Genomic DNA, 21,425 nt, shown 5'->3' with positions numbered 1-21,425 from the left:
AGAGCGAAGCGAAGGGCGTGCCAGCTTTCCAAACTATGGTTTAGGGTGTTGTTTTAAAATGAAAATGCGTTCGACGGTTTGAGTCAGTGCGGACGCGACGGGCAAATAACCGTCGTTCAGAAAGGCACCGAATTGCCGGTTTTACATTCCTTTACAAAAACGACAGATATTTTTCTAAAGGAACAGGATGTGGGGCCGTTACTTGGACTAACAGGGCGGCGCTCCCAAACAGAAAACGGGCGCCTGACCTTTTCCATGAAATAACGACATAAGTCGAAGGAGAAGCAATATGGCTCTCGGTATCAACACTAACGTTGCGTCACTGTCTGCTCAGAATCAGCTGCAGAAATCCCAGGATCTGAGCAATCAGGCGCTTGAGCGCCTGTCATCCGGTCTTCGCATAAACTCCGCCAAAGACGACGCGGCTGGCCTTGCGATTTCTACTCGTTTTCAGTCTCAGATTCGTGGTTTGGATGTTGCTCAACGCAACGCTAATGACGGTATTTCCTTGGCGCAAACTGCGGAAGGCGCCTTGGACGAAATTACGAATATCGCTCAGCGAATCCGAGATTTGTCTGTTCAATCTGCCAACGACACAAACTCAGCATCAGATCGGTCGGCGCTCAATGCTGAAGTTCAGGAGCTTATTTCAGAGGCTGACAGAATTGCCGAAACCACTCAATTTAACAACCTGAATATTTTGAATGGCGATCTCACGTCATTGAGCTTTCAGGTAGGCGCAAATGCCAATCAGACAATTTCAGTATCCGGGATTGATGTGCGTGGTACTTCGCTGGGGCAAACTACGTTAACCAGCGATGTGACAAATTTCGGTGATGCTGTTCGCCAAGAGGCTATCGCTACAACGTCTCTTACCGTAAATGGAGCAACGTTCGTTGGAGGCACGAATTTTGACTCCGTTGAAGAGCTTGCAGCGGAGATCAATAAAGCCGATTTCGCTGGCAATGCGCAAGTCACAGCAACACAAGCTGATACTACCTCAGCAGACTTGGGCGCTTACGCTGCCGCAGCTGCAGGTTCCATTACCATTAACGGCACTGCGATAGCTCTTAATGACGGAGTAACCGGGTTTGCGCTAGGTGCTGCTATAAGCGCCATAAATGATAAGTCGCTGGCGACAGGAGTAGTCGCTGTTGAAAACGAAGCTGGCACCGGAATTTTGCTTGAGGACACGAGTGGTAATTCGTTTACTGTGGCTGTTGATGACGCGGCTCGGTTCGGAAGCATTACTGATGCGGCTAACAACACGTTTGAAGCTGGTCTGGTTTTGAGCGTAGAAGGCGGGGACGAGTCATTGCTGAACGTTAGTGGCACGGCCTCTGCTGCAGGTGTGCTTGGTCTCGCAGGATCGTCGGTTGGAAGGAGTCTTGATGGTGTTGATATTAGTGATCGGCCGGGCGCCAACCAAGCTATCCAAACGATCGATGGTGTTTTGAACCAAATAAATAGTATCAGAGGCGAGCTTGGTGCAGTTCAAAACCGCTTCGAGTCAACCATTGCCAACCTGGCAACAACCTCAGAAAATCTGAGCGCCGCCAACAGCCGGATCCTGGATGCAGACTTCGCGGCCGAAACAGCCAAGCTGTCCAAGGCACAGGTTCTGCAGCAGGCAGGTATCTCGGTACTGGCCCAGGCGAATGCACGCCCACAGCAGGTTCTTTCCCTCCTGCAGTAATTGGGGAAAGCGGCTGAGCCGGAGTCTTAGTGGGCTCCGGCCCTTTGCCGCATAAGGATAGCGAGGTGAGCTATGAATGACGTTAACCTGAATGGCGCGGATTTAAAGCTGGTACGCACCAGCGATAAAGCTCCGGTTCGGGCAATTTCGTCAGCTCAGGCAGAGGGCAGGAACGCCTCAGCCCAGGTTGCTGCTTCGGACCAGAATACCGTTACATCAAAAGTTGCTGCAGCAGATCAGCTCTCGAAAGCTGAGAAGCTTGAGACTCGAAACGACGCTCAGCGCGAGCAACTGGATGAAGCCGTCTCCCAACTGAACGATTTCGTTCAGAGCGTTCAGAGGGATCTGCAGTTCGAGGTGAATGACGATCTTGGAGGAACCGTCGTAAGGGTGGTCGATCAATCGACCAAAGAATTGATTCGACAAATCCCGGATGAGGTGGCGGTAAGGTTGGCAGAGAACTTGCAGCAGAACGAACCGCTGACTTTATTTAACATCAAGGTGTAAGGCTTTGCCGCTTTTAGCCTGATGGATCAACGAAGACAGCACCGCCGCACCCGAAAGGGTCCGGCGGTGTTCTTCTTTATGGCTATACTGGTTTAACACGCGGTTACAAATCAGTTGGGCAATAGGGCAAAGTTTTGCCGCTTTCGGCCGATAAATGAAATAGAACGGATAGATAACGAATTTCGCCCCCTGAAGGAGGCATCGCAATGGCAAGTATCTCATCGCTGGGTATTGGTTCCGGAGTTCTCAACTCGGATCTTGTGGATCAATTGGTCCAGGCCGAGCGTGCGCCCACAGATAACCGGCTCACTCGAAAAACTGAGCAGACCCAGGCGCTGATTTCGGCGTATGGAAAGCTCCGTAGTGCGGTGACGGAATTGCGCTTGCCGATGCGGCAACTGAGTGCGCCGGATAACCTGAAGGCCTTCTCTGCGAATTCCTCCAATGAAGACATTGCCGTATCTGTGGACAGCACCAAGGCAAACCGTGGTACGTACAGCGTTGAAGTAACCAGCCTGGCTGGCGCGCAGGCTCTGGCATCCCGGGATGTGTTTGCTGACCGCGATGCGACCAGCGTGGGCCGTGGCGTTCTTACGCTGAACGTGGGTGATAAAACAACCAACCTGACTATTGATGGAAGCAACGACACTCTTCAGGGTCTGGCGAATGCTATTAATGACTCCGATGCCGGTGTTTCCGCGGGTGTAATCGACACCGGCAACGGGTTCCAGCTGGTTCTGTCTGCGGACGAGACGGGCACTGCCAACGCTGTCAGTATTTCAGTATCCGGTGATTCGGCGGGCACGAATACCGATAATCAGGGACTATCACGGTTTGCCTTCAATACCGGTATGGATGCGGACTCAGGTCTTCAGCAGACGATCGCCGCCACGGATGCCGTGATGAAAATCAATGGAGTGGAAGTCACTCGCTCCACCAACAGCTTCGAGAACGTGATCGATGGGCTGACTTTCGATATTGCGGCTACCGGCACCTCCACTATCAAGGTTGAGCAGGATTTGGGAGCAGTCTCCGACCGGGTTCAGGGGTTCGTCGACAAGTTTAATTCCCTGCAGTCAACCATCGATAGTCTGGCCGGTTTCAACGCGGAGGCCGGCGTAGGCGGTTTGCTGAATGGTGACAGTACCGTGCGTGGTATTCAGAACCAGCTGCGCCAGATTCTGACCCGTGTGGTTCCTGGCCTGGAAAACGCCAACGTTCGAAGCCTGGCGGACGTGGGTATTACGACCAACTTTGAAACCGGCGGGCTCGAGTTTGATCGGGTCAGGTTTGAAGAACAGCTAAAAAACAACCCGGACGACGTAACCGCATTGTTTGCGGAGCAGGGTCGCGCAACAGACAGCCAGGTTGAGTTTGTCCGCAGCGGCCTTAATACACGTCCGGGTAACTACGATATCAATATTACCCAGGCCGCTTCCCGCGGAAGTTTGCTTGCAGGTGGCTCGTTGGCAGCCGGCGTTACCATTGACGGCACCAACGACGAACTGACGTTGCGGGTTGATGGCGAAACGTCGGTGAGTCTGCAGCTAACCCAGCAAACTTACACTTCGGCACAGGATTTGGTGGACGAAATCCAGTCCCAGCTGAACAGCAATAATGCGTTGAACGCCGCTGGCACGTCCGTGCAGGTTGGGCTGGATGTGAATGGTAATCTGAGCTTCACGTCTGAGACTTATGGCAGTGAGTCGCAGGTTTCGCTGACTTCCGCTGAGAATGCCGCTACTTTTGGTCTGGGTTCGGTGACCAGTACGGCAGGTCTCGATGTGGCGGGCACGATTGGCGGCCGCACGGCAGAAGGCGATGGGCAGGTTCTGTTCCTGGGCAGCGGCAATGGCGGTGCGTCGGGCCTGCAGGTTCGCATCACTGGTGACAATACCGGCAGCCGCGGTTCGATAAGGTTCATTGAAGGTGTTGCTGAGCAGACCGTAAATCTCGTGACAAACTTCGTGGGTGCAGACGGCGCTCTTGAGTCCCGCACTGAAAGCCTGAACCGCGATCTTGAGCAGATCCAGGAAAACAGGGTTCGGCTTGAGGAACGAATTACTTCATACCGCGAGCGGCTGGTGAGTCAGTTTAGCGCAGCCGATTCGCTGATTTCCCAATTGAACAGCACCCGCGACTACGTTACCCAGCAATTGGCGGCACTGGCACCACGGAATAATCGCGACAATTAATAATTGTTGCCTGAATAGTGAACGAAGAGGTTGATTATGAATGGTTTACAGGCATACCAACGCGTCAATACCCAGACCAGCATTACCGATGCGGACCCTCACAAGCTTATCCAGCTTTTGTACAACGGAGCCATTGAGCGCATCAATATGGCCAAAGCTCGGATGCAGGCAAAGGACATTGAGGCTAAAGGCCGCTTGATTACCAAAGCGATTGAAATCATTGGTGGGCTCCGCAGTTTTCTGGACTTTGAAAAGGGCGGTGACCTTGCCCTGCGTCTTGAGTCGCTCTACGACTATATGGAACGCACACTGTTCGAAGCCAACCGTCACAATGATCTGAAGAAGCTGGACGAAGTAGCTAACCTGCTGCGCTCAATCAAAGATGGTTGGGATGGTATTCGTGAAGAGGCGGTCTCCCAGCAACAGGCTGTCTGACGCGTTTTGTTGGTAATCAAAACCCTTTCCGTTCTGCGCCGGATTCGCTATCTGGCGCTGTTTGTCTGTCTGGCCTTCGCGCCGGTTGCGGTGGCTTCCGATGAGGTTGTCACCTTTGCCATTCCCGATGTCTGGCCCTGGGCTTACGAGGATGATAAAGGCGTCCCGCGGGGCAGCCTGGTCGAGATTGTGCACCGGCTGTCGGAGTTGGCGGATGTGCCGGTCAGTTTCCGTTTGCGTCCATTGAGGCGCGCCCTGGTTGAACTCGAAGCCGGTGCCGTAAATTTCAGTCTGTTGTTTGAAAGCCCCGTCCTTGATGCCCGTGCCGTCAACGTTGGGCAGGTGCTTCAGATCAGCATTATGCTGGCAGCTCCAGTCAATACTAACTACCCCCTGACACTGGAAGCCCTGGAAGGGCAGCGGATTGGCTATATACGCGGCACCTATCTTGGCGAAGCCTTCCGCAAGGATACCGGGGTTAATAAAGTGCCGGTGGCTTTGATCACCCAGGCGGTGGAAATGCTCTCACTTGGTCGACTTTCAGCCGTGCTGGCAAGTGATCACGCAATCCTGAAGGCTCTTCATGCAATGGATCTGTCACCGGGGGTGTTGCGCTACAGAAATCATGTGCCGGGCCAGCGCGGTGCTCTTTACATGTCCCGGGAGTCTTCCCGTCCGGAGGTTGCCGAGAAGTTCCGCCAGGCTATTGTCACGATGAAAAAGAATAACGAGCTGGAGAGAATTTTCTTCGGTGAAGGCGGCCGCCGGCAACTTGATGGCTCGGCGAGTACCGCGCCGCGCGCCGCCCAATAGCCATTCAGTAAGCTCTCCCGTACAATATCCTCCTTCTTTTGTAACATCCATTCTGTTCAGTCTGGAGCACAGGCATGTCTGATATTAAAAAAGTGGTGCTGGCCTATTCCGGTGGCCTGGATACCTCGGTCATCGTTCGTTGGCTGCAAGACACCTACGATTGTGAAGTCGTTACCTTCACCGCCGACATCGGCCAGGGCGAGGAAGTTGAGCCCGCCCGCGAAAAAGCGAAAAAGCTGGGTGTAAAAGAAATCTACATTGAAGATCTGCGCGAGGAGTTCGTTCGGGACTATGTATTCCCCATGTTCCGCGCAAACACCATCTATGAAGGCGAGTACCTGCTGGGCACCTCGATCGCCCGCCCGCTGATTTCCCGCCGCCTGATCGAAATTGCCAATGAAACCGGCGCTGATGCCATTTCCCACGGCGCAACCGGTAAGGGCAATGATCAGGTCCGCTTCGAGCTTGGTGCCTATGCGCTCAAGCCGGGCGTTAAGGTGATCGCGCCCTGGCGCGAATGGGATCTGAACTCCCGCGAGAAGCTGCTGGCCTACTGCGATGAGCGCGATATCCCGGTGGAAAAGAAGAAAGGCAAGTCGCCTTACTCCATGGACGCTAACCTGCTTCACATCTCTTACGAAGGCATCAACCTGGAAGATCCCTGGGCAGAAGCCGAGGAGGACATGTGGCGTTGGAGTGTGTCACCGGAAAACGCACCGGATACGCCGACCTACGTTGAGCTGACCTATCGCAAGGGCGATATCGTGGCGGTTGACGACCAGGAGATGAGGCCCCATGAGGTGCTGGAGCATCTGAACAAGGTAGCGGGTGCCAACGGCATTGGCCGTCTGGATATCGTTGAGAACCGCTATGTGGGCATGAAGTCCCGGGGCTGCTATGAAACACCCGGTGGCACCATCATGCTGCGGGGGCACCGCGCTATCGAGTCCATCACCCTGGACCGCGAAGTGGCTCACCTCAAAGACAGCATCATGCCGCGCTACGCGGAAGTGATCTACAACGGCTACTGGTGGTCACCGGAGCGGGAAGCGCTGCAGGCGCTGATCGACCAGACCCAGACCTATGTCAACGGTACGGTTCGCCTGAAACTCTACAAGGGCAATGTGGATGTGGTCGGCCGGAAGTCTGATGACTCCCTGTTCGATGAAAAGATCGCCACCTTCGAGGAAGACGAGGGCGCTTATGACCAGAAGGACGCCGAAGGCTTTATCAAGCTGAACGCTCTGCGTCTTCGGATTGCGGCCAGCAAGGGCAGGAAGCTCTGAGCTGCATTACCCTGAAACAGGCATAAAAAAAGCCAGCTCAGTGAGCTGGCTTAAAAACAAGGAAAGAACGAAAGTGCCTGAAAAATTCGTTTATCCGGCGGACTAAACATCCCCATATGGCGGCGGAGGTACTACTCGGCTCCTCCACCATGGGGGATACTGCTTCAATCCACAATTTCAGAATAGGCCTTTCGCTCAGGGAAGTCTGTTTGTGATCTGTGTAGCAGTGTTACCGAGTGTGTAGAGAAAGCTTCCTCACGCTCCCTGCGTAATCTCGGGAAACGTCTCCGTAAAACGGCGGGTCTCATACGCATCCACCAGCCCCTGAACCGACGCCCGCTCCATTTCCTGCACCGAAGGTGTACCCTTCTGGGCATCTGCCCGGCAAAGAACCATGCCAGCCTCTACTGAGAGATAACCTTCGGTGGTTTTGAAAGCCTTGTGGTTAATGCCATCGAACACCCGGCGAAAGGCGGTGGTTGAGCAGTAATCGCTGTTGGGGAAATGGGCAATAATAGCGAACTGGTTGTCGCCTACACGGCACAGGGAGTCCATGGGCCGGATCAGGTGGCTCAGGCGGCGGGCAATGCCTACTGCCAGTTCGCTGATCACAGCCGGGGAGTGCTTGCGTTTGAGCGCCTGCCAATTGCGGATGCCACACAGTACGTAAGCTGTGGCGCCGCCACGGGATTCTGCCTGGCGCAGACATTTGCCCAGTTTTTCGCGGCCATAGCGGTTGTTGCAGAGGCCGGTTTCCAGATCAATGATGTTGGTGGATTCCAGCTCGCGGTTGTTTTCAATCAGCAGGGAATTGGCTTTCAGCAGCGTATTCTGGCGGTCGGCCATGCGGTCGGCGGCATAAATGCGCGGAATCAGCTGTTTGGTCATGTCGGACTTGTAGATGAAGTCGTCCACACCCCGGTCAAAGGCCTCCGACAGGGCTGCCACGCTTTCCCTTGCGGTCAGCAGAATCACATAGGTGTAATGGTTGTTCTGCTCATCCTGCTGGCGCACCTGGTCGGTGAGTTCCAGACCGTCCATCTCTGGCATCAGCCAGTCGGCAATCAGCACGCTGACGGGGCGCTGTTCGATAAAATCCAGAGCCGCCGGCGCATTGTTGGCGATGCGTACATCACGGTAACCGGCATTACGCAGGGTGCGGCCGACCACCATGCTGCTGAATTTGGCGTCGTCTACCACGAGGATGGGAAGATCAAGATTTGGCATATGTTATTCTCTGGACCTTGGATAATCAGAAGGGCAGCATTATAGCGTTTTGTGTTTGCCCTGACGTGGATAAATGTAAAAAGTGAGAATCCATCATGCCTTCTTTTGACATAGTGTCTGAAATTGATATGCACGAAGTAACCAATGCGGTGGACCAGGCGAAGCGTGAGCTGGGAAATCGCTGGGACTTCAAGAACGTGGAAGCCGACATCGAGCTGGACGATAAGGGCATTACCATCAGTGCCGAACAGGAATTCCAGCTGGAACAGCTGATGGACATGCTGCGGATGGCCTTCGCCAAACGCAATATCGACGCCCGCGCACTGGCCGAGGACGGCGAGAGCAAATCCGGCAAGCTGGTCAAACAGCACCTGTTGCTGAAACAGGGTATCGAGACCGATATGGCGAAGAAGATTGTCAAGATGATCAAGGACGGCAAACTGAAGGTTCAGGCCAGCATTGAAGGGGATAAAGTGCGGGTAAAAGGCAAGAAGCGGGATGACCTGCAGACCGCCATTGCCCTGCTGAAAGAGGCCGAGCTGGATATCCCGCTGCAATTCAACAATTTTCGCGACTGACCCGGGAGCTGCATCATCTTCAACGGCCTGAATGGGACCCTGCTTCGGGAAACCCTGTACACCTATACCCGCTGGCAGGTGATCGCGCTGCTGTTTTTGGGCTTTTCGGCAGGTCTGCCTTTTTTGCTGGTGTTCTCCACCCTGAACGCAAGGCTGGCGGATGTTGGCGTGGAAACGGCCACTATCGGGTTTTTCAGCTGGCTTGGCATTACCTACTCCATCAAGGTGTTCTGGGCGCCGGTTGTTGATCGACTGAAACTGCCCATCCTGGACAGGCTGCTGGGCAAGCGCCGAAGCTGGATCCTTCTGGCCCAGGCCGGAATAGCCACCGGTCTGTATCTGATGGCCCAGGTCGATGCTATTTCCGCCCCTGAAATGATGGCCTGGTGCGGATTGCTTGTGGCTTTCTCGTCTGCCACCCAGGATGTCGCTATTGACGCTTACCGCATCGAGATCGCCGATGAGCGTCTGCAGGCTGCATTGGCCGCCACCTACATATTTGGTTATCGGTTGGCTTTGCTGGTAGCTGGGGCCGGCGCGCTTTATCTGGCGGAGTTCTGGTCCTGGCAGGTGTCCTACGAAGTCATGGCCCTGCTGGTGGGCGTGGGTATGCTGACGGTCCTGATTGTTCGCGAACCGTCGGTCAATCACTTTGCCGCCGCCCAGGATATTGCCGACAAGATCCGCCACGAGGCTGGCAAGCGGGCCCACCTGGATCCGCGGCTCGCGCGATTGATCGGCTGGTTCTATGCCGCGGTTGCCGGCCCCTTTCTGGACTTTTTCCGTCGTTACAAAGAATTGGCGATTGTGATCCTGATGATGGTGGCGGTGTATCGCATTTCGGACATTGCGATGGGTGTGATGGCAAACCCTTTCTACCTCGACTTCATGGGCTTCTCCAAGACCGAGGTGGCCGATGTCACCAAGATCTTTGGCTTCTTCATGACCATTGCGGGCTCACTGGCCGGCGGTGTTCTGGTAGTGCGTTACGGCGTTCGAAAGATACTGCTGGCGGGTGCCGTAATGACCGCGGCGACTAACCTTCTATTCGTGGTGCTGGCGCAATACCCGCCGAATCTGGCAACGCTGGCGTTGGTGGTCAGCGCAGATAACCTGAGTGGCGGCGTGGCTAACGTGGCGTTGATCGCCTGGCTGTCCAGCATGACCAGCGCATCTTTCACCGCGACTCAGTATGCCTTGTTCAGCTCGCTGATGACCTTGCCGGGGAAATTCCTGGGCGGCTTTTCCGGCATAGTGGTGGCAGGGTATGGCTACGCCGAATTCTTCCTGATTGCGGGCCTGATGGGTGTTCCTGCCATCCTGCTGGCTATGTTTATGATCAAACAAGGTGATCGCCTGGATGCGCTGGCGCCGCGGGCTTCGGAAACTACCGAGGCATCGGAGTCTGGTCCTGTAGCCTGATGATTCTGTGGCTGGCCCGGCCCCAGGCCGATCATGCCTTACAGGTTTACGCTGGGCGATTGATGATCGACCATCGTAGGTCGGATTAGGCAACGCCGTAATCCGACAAATCAACTCACTCGGTGCACAAACCATGACCGAACCCACCAAAGACCAGAAAATCTGGCAGGTCGTCGCCTCAATCCCTGCGGGTTGCGTGGCGAGCTACGGCCAGGTCGCCGACATGGCCGGGCTTGGCCGGCAGGCCCGATACATCGGCAGAGCTCTGGGTAAACTCCCGGCCGGCCATTCGATACCCTGGTACCGGGTGATCCGGAGCGACGGTCAGATAGCCTTTCCCATTGGTAGTGAAAAACATGAGGTGCAGGCGCAGAGTTTGCGGGAGGAGGGTGTTGAGGTGATCGGCGGCCGGGTGTCTATGAGGCGGTTTGGGTGGCGGCCTTAGGGTTATGCGTCGGATTACGGCCCGTTGGGCGTAATCCGACCTACAGGGAGTCTGTCTTTTACACGTAGGTCGGATTAGGCGAAGCCGTAATCCGACAAACACGCCCTGACGTCTACTCGTTCCCAACTCCTTCCAAAATCGACTCATCAATTCCCCAATCCACCGGCAAAACCCCATCCCTCACAAAACTGTGAAAACTCGAATAGGGCCAATCCGCAGCTCTGGTGACATACCCATGTTTCACCGGATTGAAGTGTATGTAGTCAACGTGCAGGTTGAAATCTCTCTGGTCACGGATGGTGTGCTCCCAGTAACGCTTTTGCCAGAGGGATTTCGGGTTCTGAGCTGCGGGGGCGGCCCTGAAGCTCTTTGTCACGTCAGTTTTGATAAGTCGCCAGCGGGTTGAGTAGTTGGAGTCACCCGTTGGCAAAGTCCAGATGCAATGTATGTGGTCGGGCATTATGACTATGGCGTCTATGGTGAAAGGGTGGCGATGGATTACATGGCGGAAGGTGGTTCTGAGGCATTGAACTGCGGCAGGTTTATTGAAGATGGGAGCTCGATTGGAAGTGACTACAGTGAAAAAGTAGGTGCCGCCGGCCAGGCGGCTTCTGCGGTAGTTCATCTCATACGTCCTTGTATGGGTGGTTTGGTTTTTTGGCTCGAATATTTGTCGGATTACGGCTTTGCCTAATCCGACCTACGGGTGTTGATGCAAAGCTGGGAGAAGGCCTGAGATCGACGTGGGGGTGGGAGGGTGTTTTCTGCAGGAACAAAGTTGTCTGAGCGAAGCGAGTACTTTTTCCAAAGAAAATATCCTCCCACCCCCGCGTCAGCCCCCAGGGTCTGAGGGCCAGGCAGGCAACAATTAGAGCCGAAGGGCGCCGTCGACTTCGATCATGCGGCCGGACATGTAGTCGTTTTCGAAGATGAACGCGGCGGCGGAGGCGATTTCCTCTGGCTTGCCCATCCGCTTGAGAGGAATGCCCGCCGTCATCTTCTCCAGGGCTTCTGGTTTCATGGATGCGGTCATCTCGGTTTCGATAAAGCCCGGTGCGATGCCCATGCAGCGAATGCCGTAACGCGCCAGCTCTTTCGCCCAGACAGGCACTAACGCAGAGACACCGGCTTTCGCCGCGGAATAGTTGCTCTGGCCCATGTTTCCGGCACGGGAAATGGACGCGATGTTGATGATCACGCCCTGGTCGCCGTTCTTGATCATCTGGGTAGAAGCTTCGCGCCCACAGAGGAACACTCCGGTCAGGTTCACATCGATGACGGACTGCCACTGGGCCAGCTCCATGCGCTTCTCCACCTGACCGTCTTTCACCTTGACCATCAGCCCGTCACGCAGGATGCCGGCGTTGTTGATCAGCCCGTTGAGCTGGCCGAAGTCTTTAACAATGGCTTCAAACGTGGATTCAACGTCTGCTTCCTTTGCCACGTTGCAGACATAGGTTTTTGCGTCACCACCGGCTTTCTTGCAGGCTTCGGCGGCCTCGTTCAGTTTCTCCGGCATCAGGTCAATCAGCGCCAGCCGCGCGCCTTTGGCGGCGAGGAATTCGGCCATTGCACGACCCAGCCCCTGGCCGCCGCCGGTAATCGCAATCACGGAATCTTGAAGTTTCATGTTTTGCCCTAAGGTTAGTTGGAAGTGAAAGCGGCGATTATACCAGAGAGCACGAGAGGTTTTGCTCGCCGCTTGCGGTCCAGAACAACCTGAATCCGGAGGCTCCGTTGGGCGTTTTTCTTTTCTTATTCATCGTCATGCCCATTGTGGAAATGACGATTCTGATCAAGGTGGGCACCATGATCGGGGCCCTGAACACCGTGGGCCTTGTTCTGTTGACCGCCGTTATCGGTGCGGCGCTTTTGCGCCAACAGGGCCTTTCAACCCTTCTGAAGGCTAACCAGCGGCTGAACAGCGGCGAGCTTCCGGCCCAGGAAGTGGCCGAGGGCCTGATTCTGGCTGTTGGCGGCGCGCTGCTGCTCACGCCGGGGTTTGTCACGGATACCATTGGTTTCCTGTGCCTGATTCCCGGTTCCCGTCACTGGCTGGCAGGTCAGGCGCTAAAACGCATGGTCGTGGCGGGGCAGTCGGGCAGTTTTTCCTTTCGCGCCGGTTCCGGCCCCTTCGGCCCGGGTCAGGGACCTTTCGGGCCCGGCCAGGATCCGTTTCGGTCTGACCGGGACGACATCATCGAAGGCGAGTACCGCGATGAAACAGAGCGCGACCGCCAGCGCCTAGACCGGGACGACAGAAACGACCCGAAACCGTAAAAATTTTTTATCGCGGGTGTTGAAAACCCATCTGCGAACCCCACATAGGTTTCACAAGATCGCTGTGGGCCAATAATCGCCTTAAAACAGATGGTTAAGGTCCCAGTTTTTACGCAACCATCATTGCCAAACCTAACTTGATAATGGAGATACCGAGCAATGAAAATCCGTCCGTTACACGACCGTGTCGTCGTGCGTCGTAAGGAAGAAGAAGAGAAAACTGCAGGCGGCATCGTGCTGCCGGGCAACGCCAAAGAAAAGCCGTCACAGGGTGAAGTCATCGCTGTAGGCAACGGTCGTATTCTCGATAACGGCGAAACTCGCGCATTGGCGGTCAAGGCAGGCGATAAAGTGGTCTTTGGTCAGTATGCCGGTAACACCGTAAAGATCGACGGTGAAGACCTGCTTATCATGAGCGAGAGCGACATTTTCGGCGTTCTCGAGTAAGGCTCGCTGACGCAACAATCCGATCAGTTTTTTGACATTGGGTTAAACGAACAGGAATAGAAGACATGGCAGCTAAAGACGTTAGATTCGGTGATGACGCCCGTAAACGTATGGTCCGGGGCGTTAACGTTCTGGCAGACGCAGTAAAAGTAACCCTCGGCCCCAAAGGCCGCAATGTGGTTCTGGACAAATCCTTCGGCGCGCCGACCGTCACCAAAGACGGTGTTTCCGTGGCCAAGGAAATCGAACTGAAAGACAAGTTCGAGAACATGGGCGCGCAGATGGTTAAGGAAGTTGCTTCCCAGACCAATGATACCGCTGGTGACGGCACCACCACTGCGACCGTTCTGGCGCAGTCCATCGTTCGTGAAGGCATCAAGGCCGTTTCCGCCGGCATGAACCCCATGGACCTGAAGCGTGGTATCGACAAGGCGACCATCGCAGCCGTTCAGGCCATCCGTGACCTGTCCAAGCCCTGCGACGACAACCGTAACATCGCCCAGGTCGGCACCATTTCCGCCAACGGCGACGAAACCATCGGCAAGCTGATTGCTGACGCGATGGGCAAAGTCGGTAAGGAAGGCGTCATCACCGTTGAAGAAGGCCGTGGCCTGGAAGACGAGCTGGACGTGGTTGAAGGCATGCAGTTCGACCGTGGCTTCCTGTCGCCTTACTTCATCAACAACCAGGACAGCATGTCTGTTGAACTGGATGACCCGTACATCCTGCTGGTAGACAAGAAGATTTCCAATATCCGCGAACTTCTGCCGGTACTGGAAAGCGTTGCCAAAGCTGGCAAGCCGCTGCAGATCATTGCTGAAGATATCGAAGGCGAAGCGCTGGCAACTCTGGTTGTCAACAACATGCGCGGCATTGTGAAAGTGAGCGCGGTGAAAGCGCCTGGCTTCGGTGATCGTCGCAAGGAAATGCTGCAGGACATCGCGATTCTGTCTGGCGGCACTGTGATTTCCGAGGAAGTTGGTCTTTCCCTGGAAAACACCACGATTGACGATCTTGGCACCGCCAAGCGCGTGAACGTGACCAAGGAAAACACCACCATCATCGGCGGCGCTGGTGCCAACAAGGACATCGAAGCGCGCGTTGAGCAGATCCGCAAGCAGATCGAAGACAGCTCCTCGGATTACGACAAAGAGAAGCTTCAGGAACGCGTAGCCAAGCTGGCTGGCGGCGTAGCCGTCATCAAGGTAGGCGCCGGTTCTGAAGTGGAAATGAAAGAGAAGAAGGCGCGCGTTGAAGACGCACTGCACTCGACTCGTGCCGCCGTTGAAGAGGGCGTTGTTCCCGGTGGCGGTGTGACCCTGATCCGTGCGATTGCTGCACTGGACAAGGTTGACGCGATCAACGAAGAGCAGCGCGCCGGTGTGGCCATTCTGCGCCGTGCCATGGAAGCGCCTCTGCGCCAGATCGTAACCAACGCCGGTGGTGAAGCCTCCGTTGTGGTTAACAAGATCCTGGAAGGCACTGGTTCCTTCGGCTACAACGCGGCTACTGAAGAGTTCGGCGACATGCTGGAAATGGGTATTCTTGACCCGGCTAAAGTCACCCGTTCTGCACTGCAGGCGGCGGCTTCTGTGGCTTCCCTGATCATCACCACCGAGGCGATGATTGCGGACGAGCCTGAAGAAGAAGGCGCTGGCGGCGGTATGCCAGACATGGGCGGCATGGGTGGAATGGGAGGCATGGGCGGCATGATGTAAATGCCCCCAGGCTCCTGAAGGCCCTAAAAGCCCTTTAAAACCCCGCGTCGGTTCACACCGGCGCGGGGTTTTTGTTTTTTTGTCATGAACTTGGCAAATGGCTTTGCTAGACTCGGCAACCGACGCATGATCTTAGTGACTTGAATGACCGAATCGCCCCCAAAATCGTTTCTCAGACCCGGCAAGCTGTTTTTGCTTACGTTGGCCGGTGTGCTGATCTATCTGGGCGCTCTTGTAACCCTGGTTCCCGCAGGCTGGCTCTGGCAGCAGGCGAGTGGGCAGGTGTCGTTGCCACCGGAAGTGCAGATCCGCCAGATTAACGGCCAACTTTGGGAAGGGGCTGCCGGGCTGGTGGTCGCAGGTTTTCCTGCCCGGCTGGACTGGTCGATCGGTTCGCCTTCCCTGTCCTCGCTGACATTGCCCCTGGATTTCACCTTAGCCACTGCCGGCTCCTCGCTACGTGGCAATGTCAAAGTCGGATGGCAGGGCGACGGCCAGGCCAGTGCCGCCGGCAGAGTAGACGTATCAGAGTTCGAACCGTTGATTCGCCGCGCCGGGGGCGCCGTGATTGAGGGCGATGTCGTCGTTGAAGATCTCGACCTGGCCTGGAGTGATGGGGCGTTGACCCGGGCAAACGGGCTTGGTCGCTGGGCCGGAGGTATGGTGACCTGGCCCATGGGTAACGGGCAGGGTACTGCCGAGTTTCCTGCCATGCTGGCAACACTGACCAGCACTGCCGATGGCGTTGCGTTGACGGTTTCTGAAGAGGGCGGGGAAGGTCCCGCCGCCGAAGCCGGCATCCGCTGGAACGGGATGCTGGATCTGCGGGTCTACAAGCGGATGGTGGATCTGGCCGGGCAACCCTGGTCGGAATCTGCGGAGCCGGGAGATGTTGTTCTCAGGGTCAGACAGCCGCTGATTCCGGGGGGCGCTTTGCGATGAAAGCTCTTTCATTGGCCGCTCAAAGGCGTATCGCCCGGCTGCTGGCGAATCTGTTACTGATACTCCTGGTTATTTATGGCGCCTATACACTGGCCCAGGCAACCTGGATGATTGCCTGGAAAGAGCGGCCCATTGCTCTGGCTCCCGGTAAACCGGAGCTGGACGGGGCATCGGCAAAGCTGAAACCCATGGCCGCCCATGAAATGTTCGGCCGGCCGGCCGGTCAGGTGCAGGTGGCCGAGGCGGTTAAACGCTCCGCGCCGGAAACCCGTCTGAATCTATCGCTCCAGGGCGTGATGGTCGCACAGCGCCCGGAAGACTCTGGTGCTATAGTTGCCGGAAGCAATGGCGTCACCGAGCATTACCGCGTGGGCGATACGCTGCCGGGCAACGCCGAGTTGGCCGAGGTGGAACCCAATCGCATATTGATCCGTCGCAATGGCCAATACGAGAGCCTGAGTTTTGACGATACACTGCCAACCGACCTGATTGAGGATGTTGAGGCGCCCGGCGATGGTTCGGATGGCCTGGTTGAAACGGCGCAGAACATTCTTGCCGAACAGGGGCTGAGTGCGCTCGCCGCCTACGGCCTTCAGCCCGCGGGTGACGGCTCCGGCTATGTCTATGATGGCTCCAATGCCATGCTGAACGCGGTGGGGCTGCAGGCCGGCGATGTAATTACTGCCATTAACGGTCAGAGCCTTGGTGATTTTGAGCAGGATAAAGCCTTGCTGGAAAGCTGGCGCTCGGAAGCACAGATAGATATCGACATTGAGCGTGACGGTGCCATTCTTACCGTCAGCTATGCCATTCCAGAACAGTGGCGCTGAATGCATTAACAAAACAGGACAATGACGCCAGATGCTTAACCACAAATCCAGACTATTCCAGACCCTGATGATGGCATTGCTGCTGCCGTTGATGTCGCTTGCTCATGCCCAGCAGGAGGAAACCTGGAGACTGAACCTGAAAGACGCCGATATACGGGCGTTTGTGTCCCAGGTGGCGGATATTACCGGTTACAGCTTTGTGGTGGACCCACGGGTAAAGGGCAAAGTCACGGTGCTCTCCAGCGCGCCCATGAACAGGGCCGAGATTTACGATCTGTTTCTGGCGGTGCTTCAGGTGCATGGTTTTACCGCCATCCCGGGAGAGGAAGTGATTAAAGTGGTTCAGCAGGTGGATGCCAAGCAGTCCGCCGAATCCCTCGAGCGGTTTGAAGAAGTTCCCTCGGAACAGCTTATTACGCGGGTTATTCCCGTGGAAAACGGTAATGCCCTGGAGATGGTGCCGATTTTGCGTCCGTTGGTAGCGAAATACGGTCATCTGGCCGGTGTAGCCGGGGCCAACGCACTGATTATCAGCGACCATGCGTCAAACATCAGAAGAATTGCAGACATCGTCCGGGAGCTGGATAGCCCGCCTGACTATCAGGTGGAAGTTATCCAGCTTCAGGAGGCCTGGGTTGGCGATATGGTTGAGCTGATCCGGGAGCTTGCGCCTGACGAACTGGGCGAGGGTGGCAACCGGGGCGCAGGTCGGGATTACAGTGTCACCGCCGACGAGCGTAGCAACCGGCTGATTCTGCGTGGTGACGAAACCTTCCGACAGAAGATGCGGAACCTGATCACCAAGCTTGACCAGCCTTCAGCGACCGGTGGTACCACAAAGGTGTTCCGCCTTAAGCACGCGGATGCCGAAAACCTGACCGAGCTTCTAAAAGGTGTTATGGGTGAGGTGGTTGCAGAGGCATCCGGCGGTGGGGCCGGGGGCGGTTCAGCGTCTGGCGGAGCTGCTGGCAACGGATTTGCCGTCTTCGCAGATGCCGGGCTCAATGCTCTGGTGGTTCGCGGCGAGCCTTCGATTATTGAAGAAGCGGACAAGATCATCTCCGCGCTGGATATCCGCCGTGCGCAGGTGATGATTGAAGCCGCCATTGTGGAAATCAGCGATGAGTTGGGGCAGGACCTTGGCGTTCAGGTTGCTGTGGGTGATGAATCCGGCAGCTCCACGCCGGTCGCCGGCACCAACTTCGGCAACGTCGGCCGCAGCCTGGGGGACGTGCTGGGCGCGATCCTGTCAGAGACAGTGCTGGCGCCAGCGGTGGGTGGCATTACCGTAGGCGCCGGCCAGCGTAACGAGAACGGCGTGTCCTGGGGTGTGCTGTTGCAGGCGCTGTCTACGTCCGCCGCCGCCAATCTGTTGTCCACACCCAGCATTATCACCCTCGACAATGAGGAAGCGGAAATCGTTGTGGGTCAGAACGTTCCCTTCAAGACCGGCGAGTCGACGGTTACCGGTGATGGCACTACCAATCCCTTCACCACCATTGAGCGCCGGGACATCGGTCTGACCTTGAAAGTCACGCCGACCATTAGCGCTGATGGGCTGGTTCGTCTGGTCGTTGCCCAGAGTACGGAGAACATCGCTGATAGCATCGAATCGGCCTCGGATATCATCACCAACAAGCGCGAGATCAAGACGACTGTTCTGGCCGATGACGGCGAAACCATCGTGCTTGGGGGTCTGACAACCGATGACCTTCAGGTCAGCAAGAGCAAGGTGCCGCTGCTGGGCGACATTCCCTTTCTGGGCCGGCTGTTTTCGTCCGAGTCCGAGCGCCGGGTGAAGCGTAATCTGCTGGTTTTCCTGCGGCCCAAGATCCTGCTTAACAAGGAACAGTCCATTGCCGCCACGGACGACAAGTTCAATGACTTGTGGAAAGTGAATCTGGATGTGCGGGAAACACTGGGACTGCCGGATCGGGACGAGCCTCCGAGCAAGAACTCACTGTTCAGGCCCAACATCGAGGCGAAGTGACCGCCAGGTTATTAGAGGCGTTCAGGTTGTCAGCGGCGGCATGGGACAGTCGAGCTGATCGGCGATAAGCCGGATCAGTTCGTACTCTGTCGGCCTGATAGTGCCATCGGCCAGAATACAGTGGCACGCGGCGTCGATGATGGCCGGTTTCAGCAGCGGGGAGAGGGCGTTCAGTTCCGTCAGTGCTTCACGCAGACGCCGATGTGAAATCTGTTGCGCCAATTCGCCGGACCCACCCTTCTGTCTGCTGTTCGCAAATCCAGCCATGGTCTCTTCCAGCAGGGCCTGCTGCTGGTCCGGCCTGTCCGCTCCCAGCCTTGCCAGCAGGCTGAAAAGTACATTCAGATGGTGCTCCACGGCGCGGTAATTGCGGTGTCGCACCACCGGCACCCTGGCAGCGTCTTCCGCAAGGTGCTTTCGCAGAAAACCAATCATCGTCAGTTCGAACAGGCTGACCTTACGGTCGGCCCTGATCAGCGTTTCACAGGCATTCAACAGGTGCTCGCGCTCGTCGGGATCGAGCTTGCGCAGTGCCGGCATGGCCAGTTCAAGGGCCGGAAGGCGCACTCCCTGGCCGATTTCAGACAGTGACGGTAGCAGTTTGTCCAGCAGCGTCGGGTTGGGCGTGAACAGCGATTCGGTTTCCAGTTGCCCAAGATACGCCTGCTGATCTTCGTCCGACAGTTCATGAATAAGCAGTGCATAGCAAAGCTGAATGGCCCCCGCGCGGGTGTACAGCAGGTTGCGGAAGGTGGATGGCAGTCTGCCCAGCAGGGCGTGGGCATAGTCCTCACCGGCCCGGTTGATAGTGCCGACACTGTGCGACACAGGCTCCTTTGTGTGGTTCAACGGGGAGGTGGATCCAGACGAGCCCCCCGCAAAACCTGCGGTGCCCTCGGGCGTGGCCCGTTTCGTGGCACTGGTACCTTTGAGAGAAGAAGCTGGCTGGCTGTCACGGTGGCGGCTGCGCAGGCGCGCCATCATACCGGGCGCAATCGCCTCGATCCGTTCGGGAATGGGCGGATGTGAAGCCAGCAGAGACGATAGCTTCATGCGGGCGCTTTCACTGAAACACATGTGGTTCATGTCGCTGGCGTGGGTGGTGGTGTCCAGGTAGCCGCTCTTGATGCCAATCTTGAATAGGGCGCCGGCAATGCCGTCGGGATTGCGGGTGAACTGCACCGATGATGCATCCGCCAGCATTTCACGCTGGCGCGAGACGGCCGACTGGATCAACCTGCCAAAAAATACCCCGATGTAACCGATAACCAGCAGGGCAACGCCAATCAGTCCGAAGGCCGCCTGGCCCCGGCGATCTCGGGAGGAATAGCGCGATGAACCGGCAAAGGCCATCTGTGTCAGGAAGGTGCCGATCTGGCCGATCATCAGAATGCCCGCCAGAATGGCGATCAGCCGAACGTTAAGCCGCATGTCGCCGTTGAGAATGTGGCTGAATTCGTGTGCCACGACGCCCTGAAGCTCATCCCGGCTCAGTTGGGTGAGGGTGCCATGGGTTACCACCATCACGGCCTCGCCGGGGGTGTAGCCGGCCACAAAGGCATTGATGCCAGTTTCCTGGTCCATCACATACACGTCCGGCACGGAAATGCCGCTGGCGATGGCCATTTCTTCCACAATGTTGCGCAGCCGGCGTTCGTCGGAATCCCGGGTTGCCGGATCAACTGCTCGGGCGCCAACCATTTTCGCCACCCGATGGCCGCCACCGGCCAGGTCGACCCAGCGAACCAGCGAACCAATGCCGATAACCGCAATCACTGCCACGGCGGTGTAGAGCCCATGGGTGCTTTGAACCCAGTCCTGAAAGGCCAGATGGCTGGTTTCGCTGCGGGTGACGAAATAGCCAACCACGCACACCGCCAGGGTGATCAGGGTCACGGCAATAAGGAACAGAACAACAAGCAGGCTGGTGTTTCGCCGGGCATTGGCCTGGCGCTGAAAGAAGCCGGGATGAGCCATGTTAGCCTGCCTTTAAAACGACACTTTTGGTGCCTGACGGGCCTCGGGTGATTCAAGCTCCAGCTGTGCAGTTGGTTTGAATGCAAACATTCCGGAGATAATGTTGTTGGGGAACTGCTCGCGGAAGGTGTTGTACACCATGACGGTGTCATTGAACGCCTGGCGGGCGAAGGAGACGCGGTTTTCCGTGCTGGAGAGCTCTTCCATCAACTGCTGGATGGTTTCGTTGGCTTTCAGGTCCGGATAGTTTTCGGCCACGGCGTAAAAGTTGGCCAGAGCTTTGGTCAGCATGTTCTCGGCACCGCCCAGTTTCTGGATCTTGCCGCCGTCGGCTGGGTCGCGGGCCGCGTCTTTCTGCGCATCCACCGCGTTGTTCCGGGCCTGCATGACCTCGGTCAGGGTGTTTCGTTCGTGGCTAAGGTAGGCTTTGGCGGATTCAACCAGGTTGGGTATCAGGTCGTGGCGGCGTTGCAGTTGCACGTCGATCTGAGCAAAACCGTTCTTGAACTGGTTTCGAAGGGAGACCAGCTTGTTGTAGATATACACCAGGTAAAAGACAACAACGGCGATGACGATCAGGCCAATAACGGTGGTTCCCATAGCAGCTCCTTTCAGGGACATAGCAGGTGATGGTGTC

At 56.4% G+C, this 21,425-nt stretch carries 20 protein-coding genes; 15 read left to right on the top strand and 5 right to left on the bottom strand.

The window, feature by feature from the left end:
- Positions 1-289: 289 nt before the first annotated feature.
- The 6 genes from FPL19_RS00760 (at position 290) to FPL19_RS00735 (ending at position 6,932) form a co-directional block, all read left to right on the top strand.
- The gene (locus FPL19_RS00760) at positions 290-1,696 is read left to right on the top strand and encodes a flagellin N-terminal helical domain-containing protein (protein ID WP_150909671.1); all 1,407 of its coding nucleotides are present in this window, start codon (positions 290-292) and stop codon (positions 1,694-1,696) included.
- Positions 1,697-1,768: 72 nt separating this feature from the next.
- Positions 1,769-2,203 (top strand): flagellar protein FlaG, encoded by a 435-nt coding sequence (locus FPL19_RS00755; RefSeq protein ID WP_150909669.1) that lies wholly within the window; start codon positions 1,769-1,771, stop codon positions 2,201-2,203.
- A gap of 206 nt (positions 2,204-2,409) precedes the next feature.
- Positions 2,410-4,398, top strand: coding sequence for a flagellar filament capping protein FliD (fliD, locus tag FPL19_RS00750; RefSeq protein ID WP_150909667.1), 1,989 nt, complete (start codon positions 2,410-2,412; stop codon positions 4,396-4,398).
- Between the two features lie 36 nt (positions 4,399-4,434).
- The gene (gene fliS, locus FPL19_RS00745; RefSeq protein WP_150909665.1) at positions 4,435-4,833 is read left to right on the top strand and encodes a flagellar export chaperone FliS; all 399 of its coding nucleotides are present in this window, start codon (positions 4,435-4,437) and stop codon (positions 4,831-4,833) included.
- Between the two features lie 6 nt (positions 4,834-4,839).
- Positions 4,840-5,646: a substrate-binding periplasmic protein gene (locus tag FPL19_RS00740; RefSeq protein WP_150909663.1), complete on the top strand. Its 807-nt coding sequence runs from the start codon at positions 4,840-4,842 to the stop codon at positions 5,644-5,646.
- A 74-nt stretch (positions 5,647-5,720) separates the two neighbouring features.
- Positions 5,721-6,932, top strand: a complete 1,212-nt coding sequence (locus FPL19_RS00735) for an argininosuccinate synthase (RefSeq protein ID WP_150909661.1) — start codon at positions 5,721-5,723, stop codon at positions 6,930-6,932.
- Positions 6,933-7,187: 255 nt separating this feature from the next.
- On the opposite strand, the gene FPL19_RS00730 is transcribed toward FPL19_RS00735, so the two are convergent.
- A complete protein-coding gene (locus tag FPL19_RS00730) occupies positions 7,188-8,159 on the bottom strand; it encodes a GGDEF domain-containing response regulator (protein ID WP_150909659.1) in 972 nt (323 codons plus the stop codon).
- A gap of 95 nt (positions 8,160-8,254) precedes the next feature.
- Between FPL19_RS00730 and FPL19_RS00725 the strand changes: the two genes are divergently transcribed.
- From FPL19_RS00725 to FPL19_RS00715, 3 genes are all read left to right on the top strand, one after another.
- Entirely contained in the window at positions 8,255-8,737 is a 483-nt protein-coding gene (locus FPL19_RS00725; RefSeq protein WP_150909657.1) for a YajQ family cyclic di-GMP-binding protein, read from the top strand.
- Between the two features lie 78 nt (positions 8,738-8,815).
- Complete coding sequence (locus tag FPL19_RS00720; RefSeq protein WP_191965192.1) at positions 8,816-10,159, top strand: AmpG family muropeptide MFS transporter; 1,344 nt, start codon at positions 8,816-8,818, stop codon at positions 10,157-10,159.
- Between the two features lie 133 nt (positions 10,160-10,292).
- On the top strand, positions 10,293-10,604 hold the full coding sequence (locus tag FPL19_RS00715; protein ID WP_150909655.1) for an MGMT family protein: 312 nt from the start codon (positions 10,293-10,295) through the stop codon (positions 10,602-10,604).
- A 112-nt stretch (positions 10,605-10,716) separates the two neighbouring features.
- Here FPL19_RS00715 and FPL19_RS00710 read toward each other — a convergent pair whose 3' ends face one another.
- Both FPL19_RS00710 and FPL19_RS00705 read right to left on the bottom strand, forming a co-directional pair.
- A complete protein-coding gene (locus tag FPL19_RS00710; RefSeq protein WP_150909653.1) occupies positions 10,717-11,229 on the bottom strand; it encodes an REP-associated tyrosine transposase in 513 nt (170 codons plus the stop codon).
- Between the two features lie 243 nt (positions 11,230-11,472).
- Entirely contained in the window at positions 11,473-12,234 is a 762-nt protein-coding gene (locus FPL19_RS00705; RefSeq protein WP_150909651.1) for an SDR family oxidoreductase, read from the bottom strand.
- A gap of 107 nt (positions 12,235-12,341) precedes the next feature.
- On the opposite strand from FPL19_RS00705, the gene FPL19_RS00700 reads away from it, so the two are divergent.
- From FPL19_RS00700 to gspD, 6 genes are all read left to right on the top strand, one after another.
- Complete coding sequence (locus FPL19_RS00700; RefSeq protein WP_150909649.1) at positions 12,342-12,884, top strand: FxsA family protein; 543 nt, start codon at positions 12,342-12,344, stop codon at positions 12,882-12,884.
- 159 nt (positions 12,885-13,043) lie between these two features.
- A complete protein-coding gene (groES, locus tag FPL19_RS00695; protein WP_150909647.1) occupies positions 13,044-13,331 on the top strand; it encodes a co-chaperone GroES in 288 nt (95 codons plus the stop codon).
- 65 nt (positions 13,332-13,396) lie between these two features.
- Entirely contained in the window at positions 13,397-15,049 is a 1,653-nt protein-coding gene (groL, locus tag FPL19_RS00690; RefSeq protein ID WP_150909645.1) for a chaperonin GroEL, read from the top strand.
- Positions 15,050-15,193: 144 nt separating this feature from the next.
- On the top strand, positions 15,194-15,991 hold the full coding sequence (locus tag FPL19_RS00685) for a type II secretion system protein N (RefSeq protein WP_150909643.1): 798 nt from the start codon (positions 15,194-15,196) through the stop codon (positions 15,989-15,991).
- Positions 15,988-16,821 (top strand): type II secretion system protein N, encoded by an 834-nt coding sequence (locus tag FPL19_RS00680; protein WP_150909641.1) that lies wholly within the window; start codon positions 15,988-15,990, stop codon positions 16,819-16,821. Before FPL19_RS00685 ends, FPL19_RS00680 begins: the two co-directional genes overlap by 4 nt.
- Positions 16,822-16,852: 31 nt before the next feature.
- Positions 16,853-18,811, top strand: coding sequence for a type II secretion system secretin GspD (gene gspD / locus FPL19_RS00675; RefSeq protein WP_150909639.1), 1,959 nt, complete (start codon positions 16,853-16,855; stop codon positions 18,809-18,811).
- A gap of 21 nt (positions 18,812-18,832) precedes the next feature.
- Here gspD and FPL19_RS00670 read toward each other — a convergent pair whose 3' ends face one another.
- Together FPL19_RS00670 and FPL19_RS00665 are read right to left on the bottom strand one after the other, a co-directional pair.
- Positions 18,833-20,788 carry a M48 family metallopeptidase gene (locus FPL19_RS00670; protein WP_150909637.1) on the bottom strand — a complete coding sequence of 652 codons (1,956 nt, stop codon included), beginning with the start codon at positions 20,786-20,788 and terminating at the stop codon, positions 18,833-18,835.
- A gap of 12 nt (positions 20,789-20,800) precedes the next feature.
- Positions 20,801-21,388 carry a LemA family protein gene (locus tag FPL19_RS00665; RefSeq protein WP_150909635.1) on the bottom strand — a complete coding sequence of 196 codons (588 nt, stop codon included), beginning with the start codon at positions 21,386-21,388 and terminating at the stop codon, positions 20,801-20,803.
- Positions 21,389-21,425 lie beyond the last annotated feature (37 nt).

This window comes from Marinobacter halotolerans (assembly GCF_008795985.1).
Taxonomy (GTDB): domain Bacteria; phylum Pseudomonadota; class Gammaproteobacteria; order Pseudomonadales; family Oleiphilaceae; genus Marinobacter; species Marinobacter halotolerans.
This window is presented reverse-complemented; position numbering and strand designations above follow the sequence as displayed.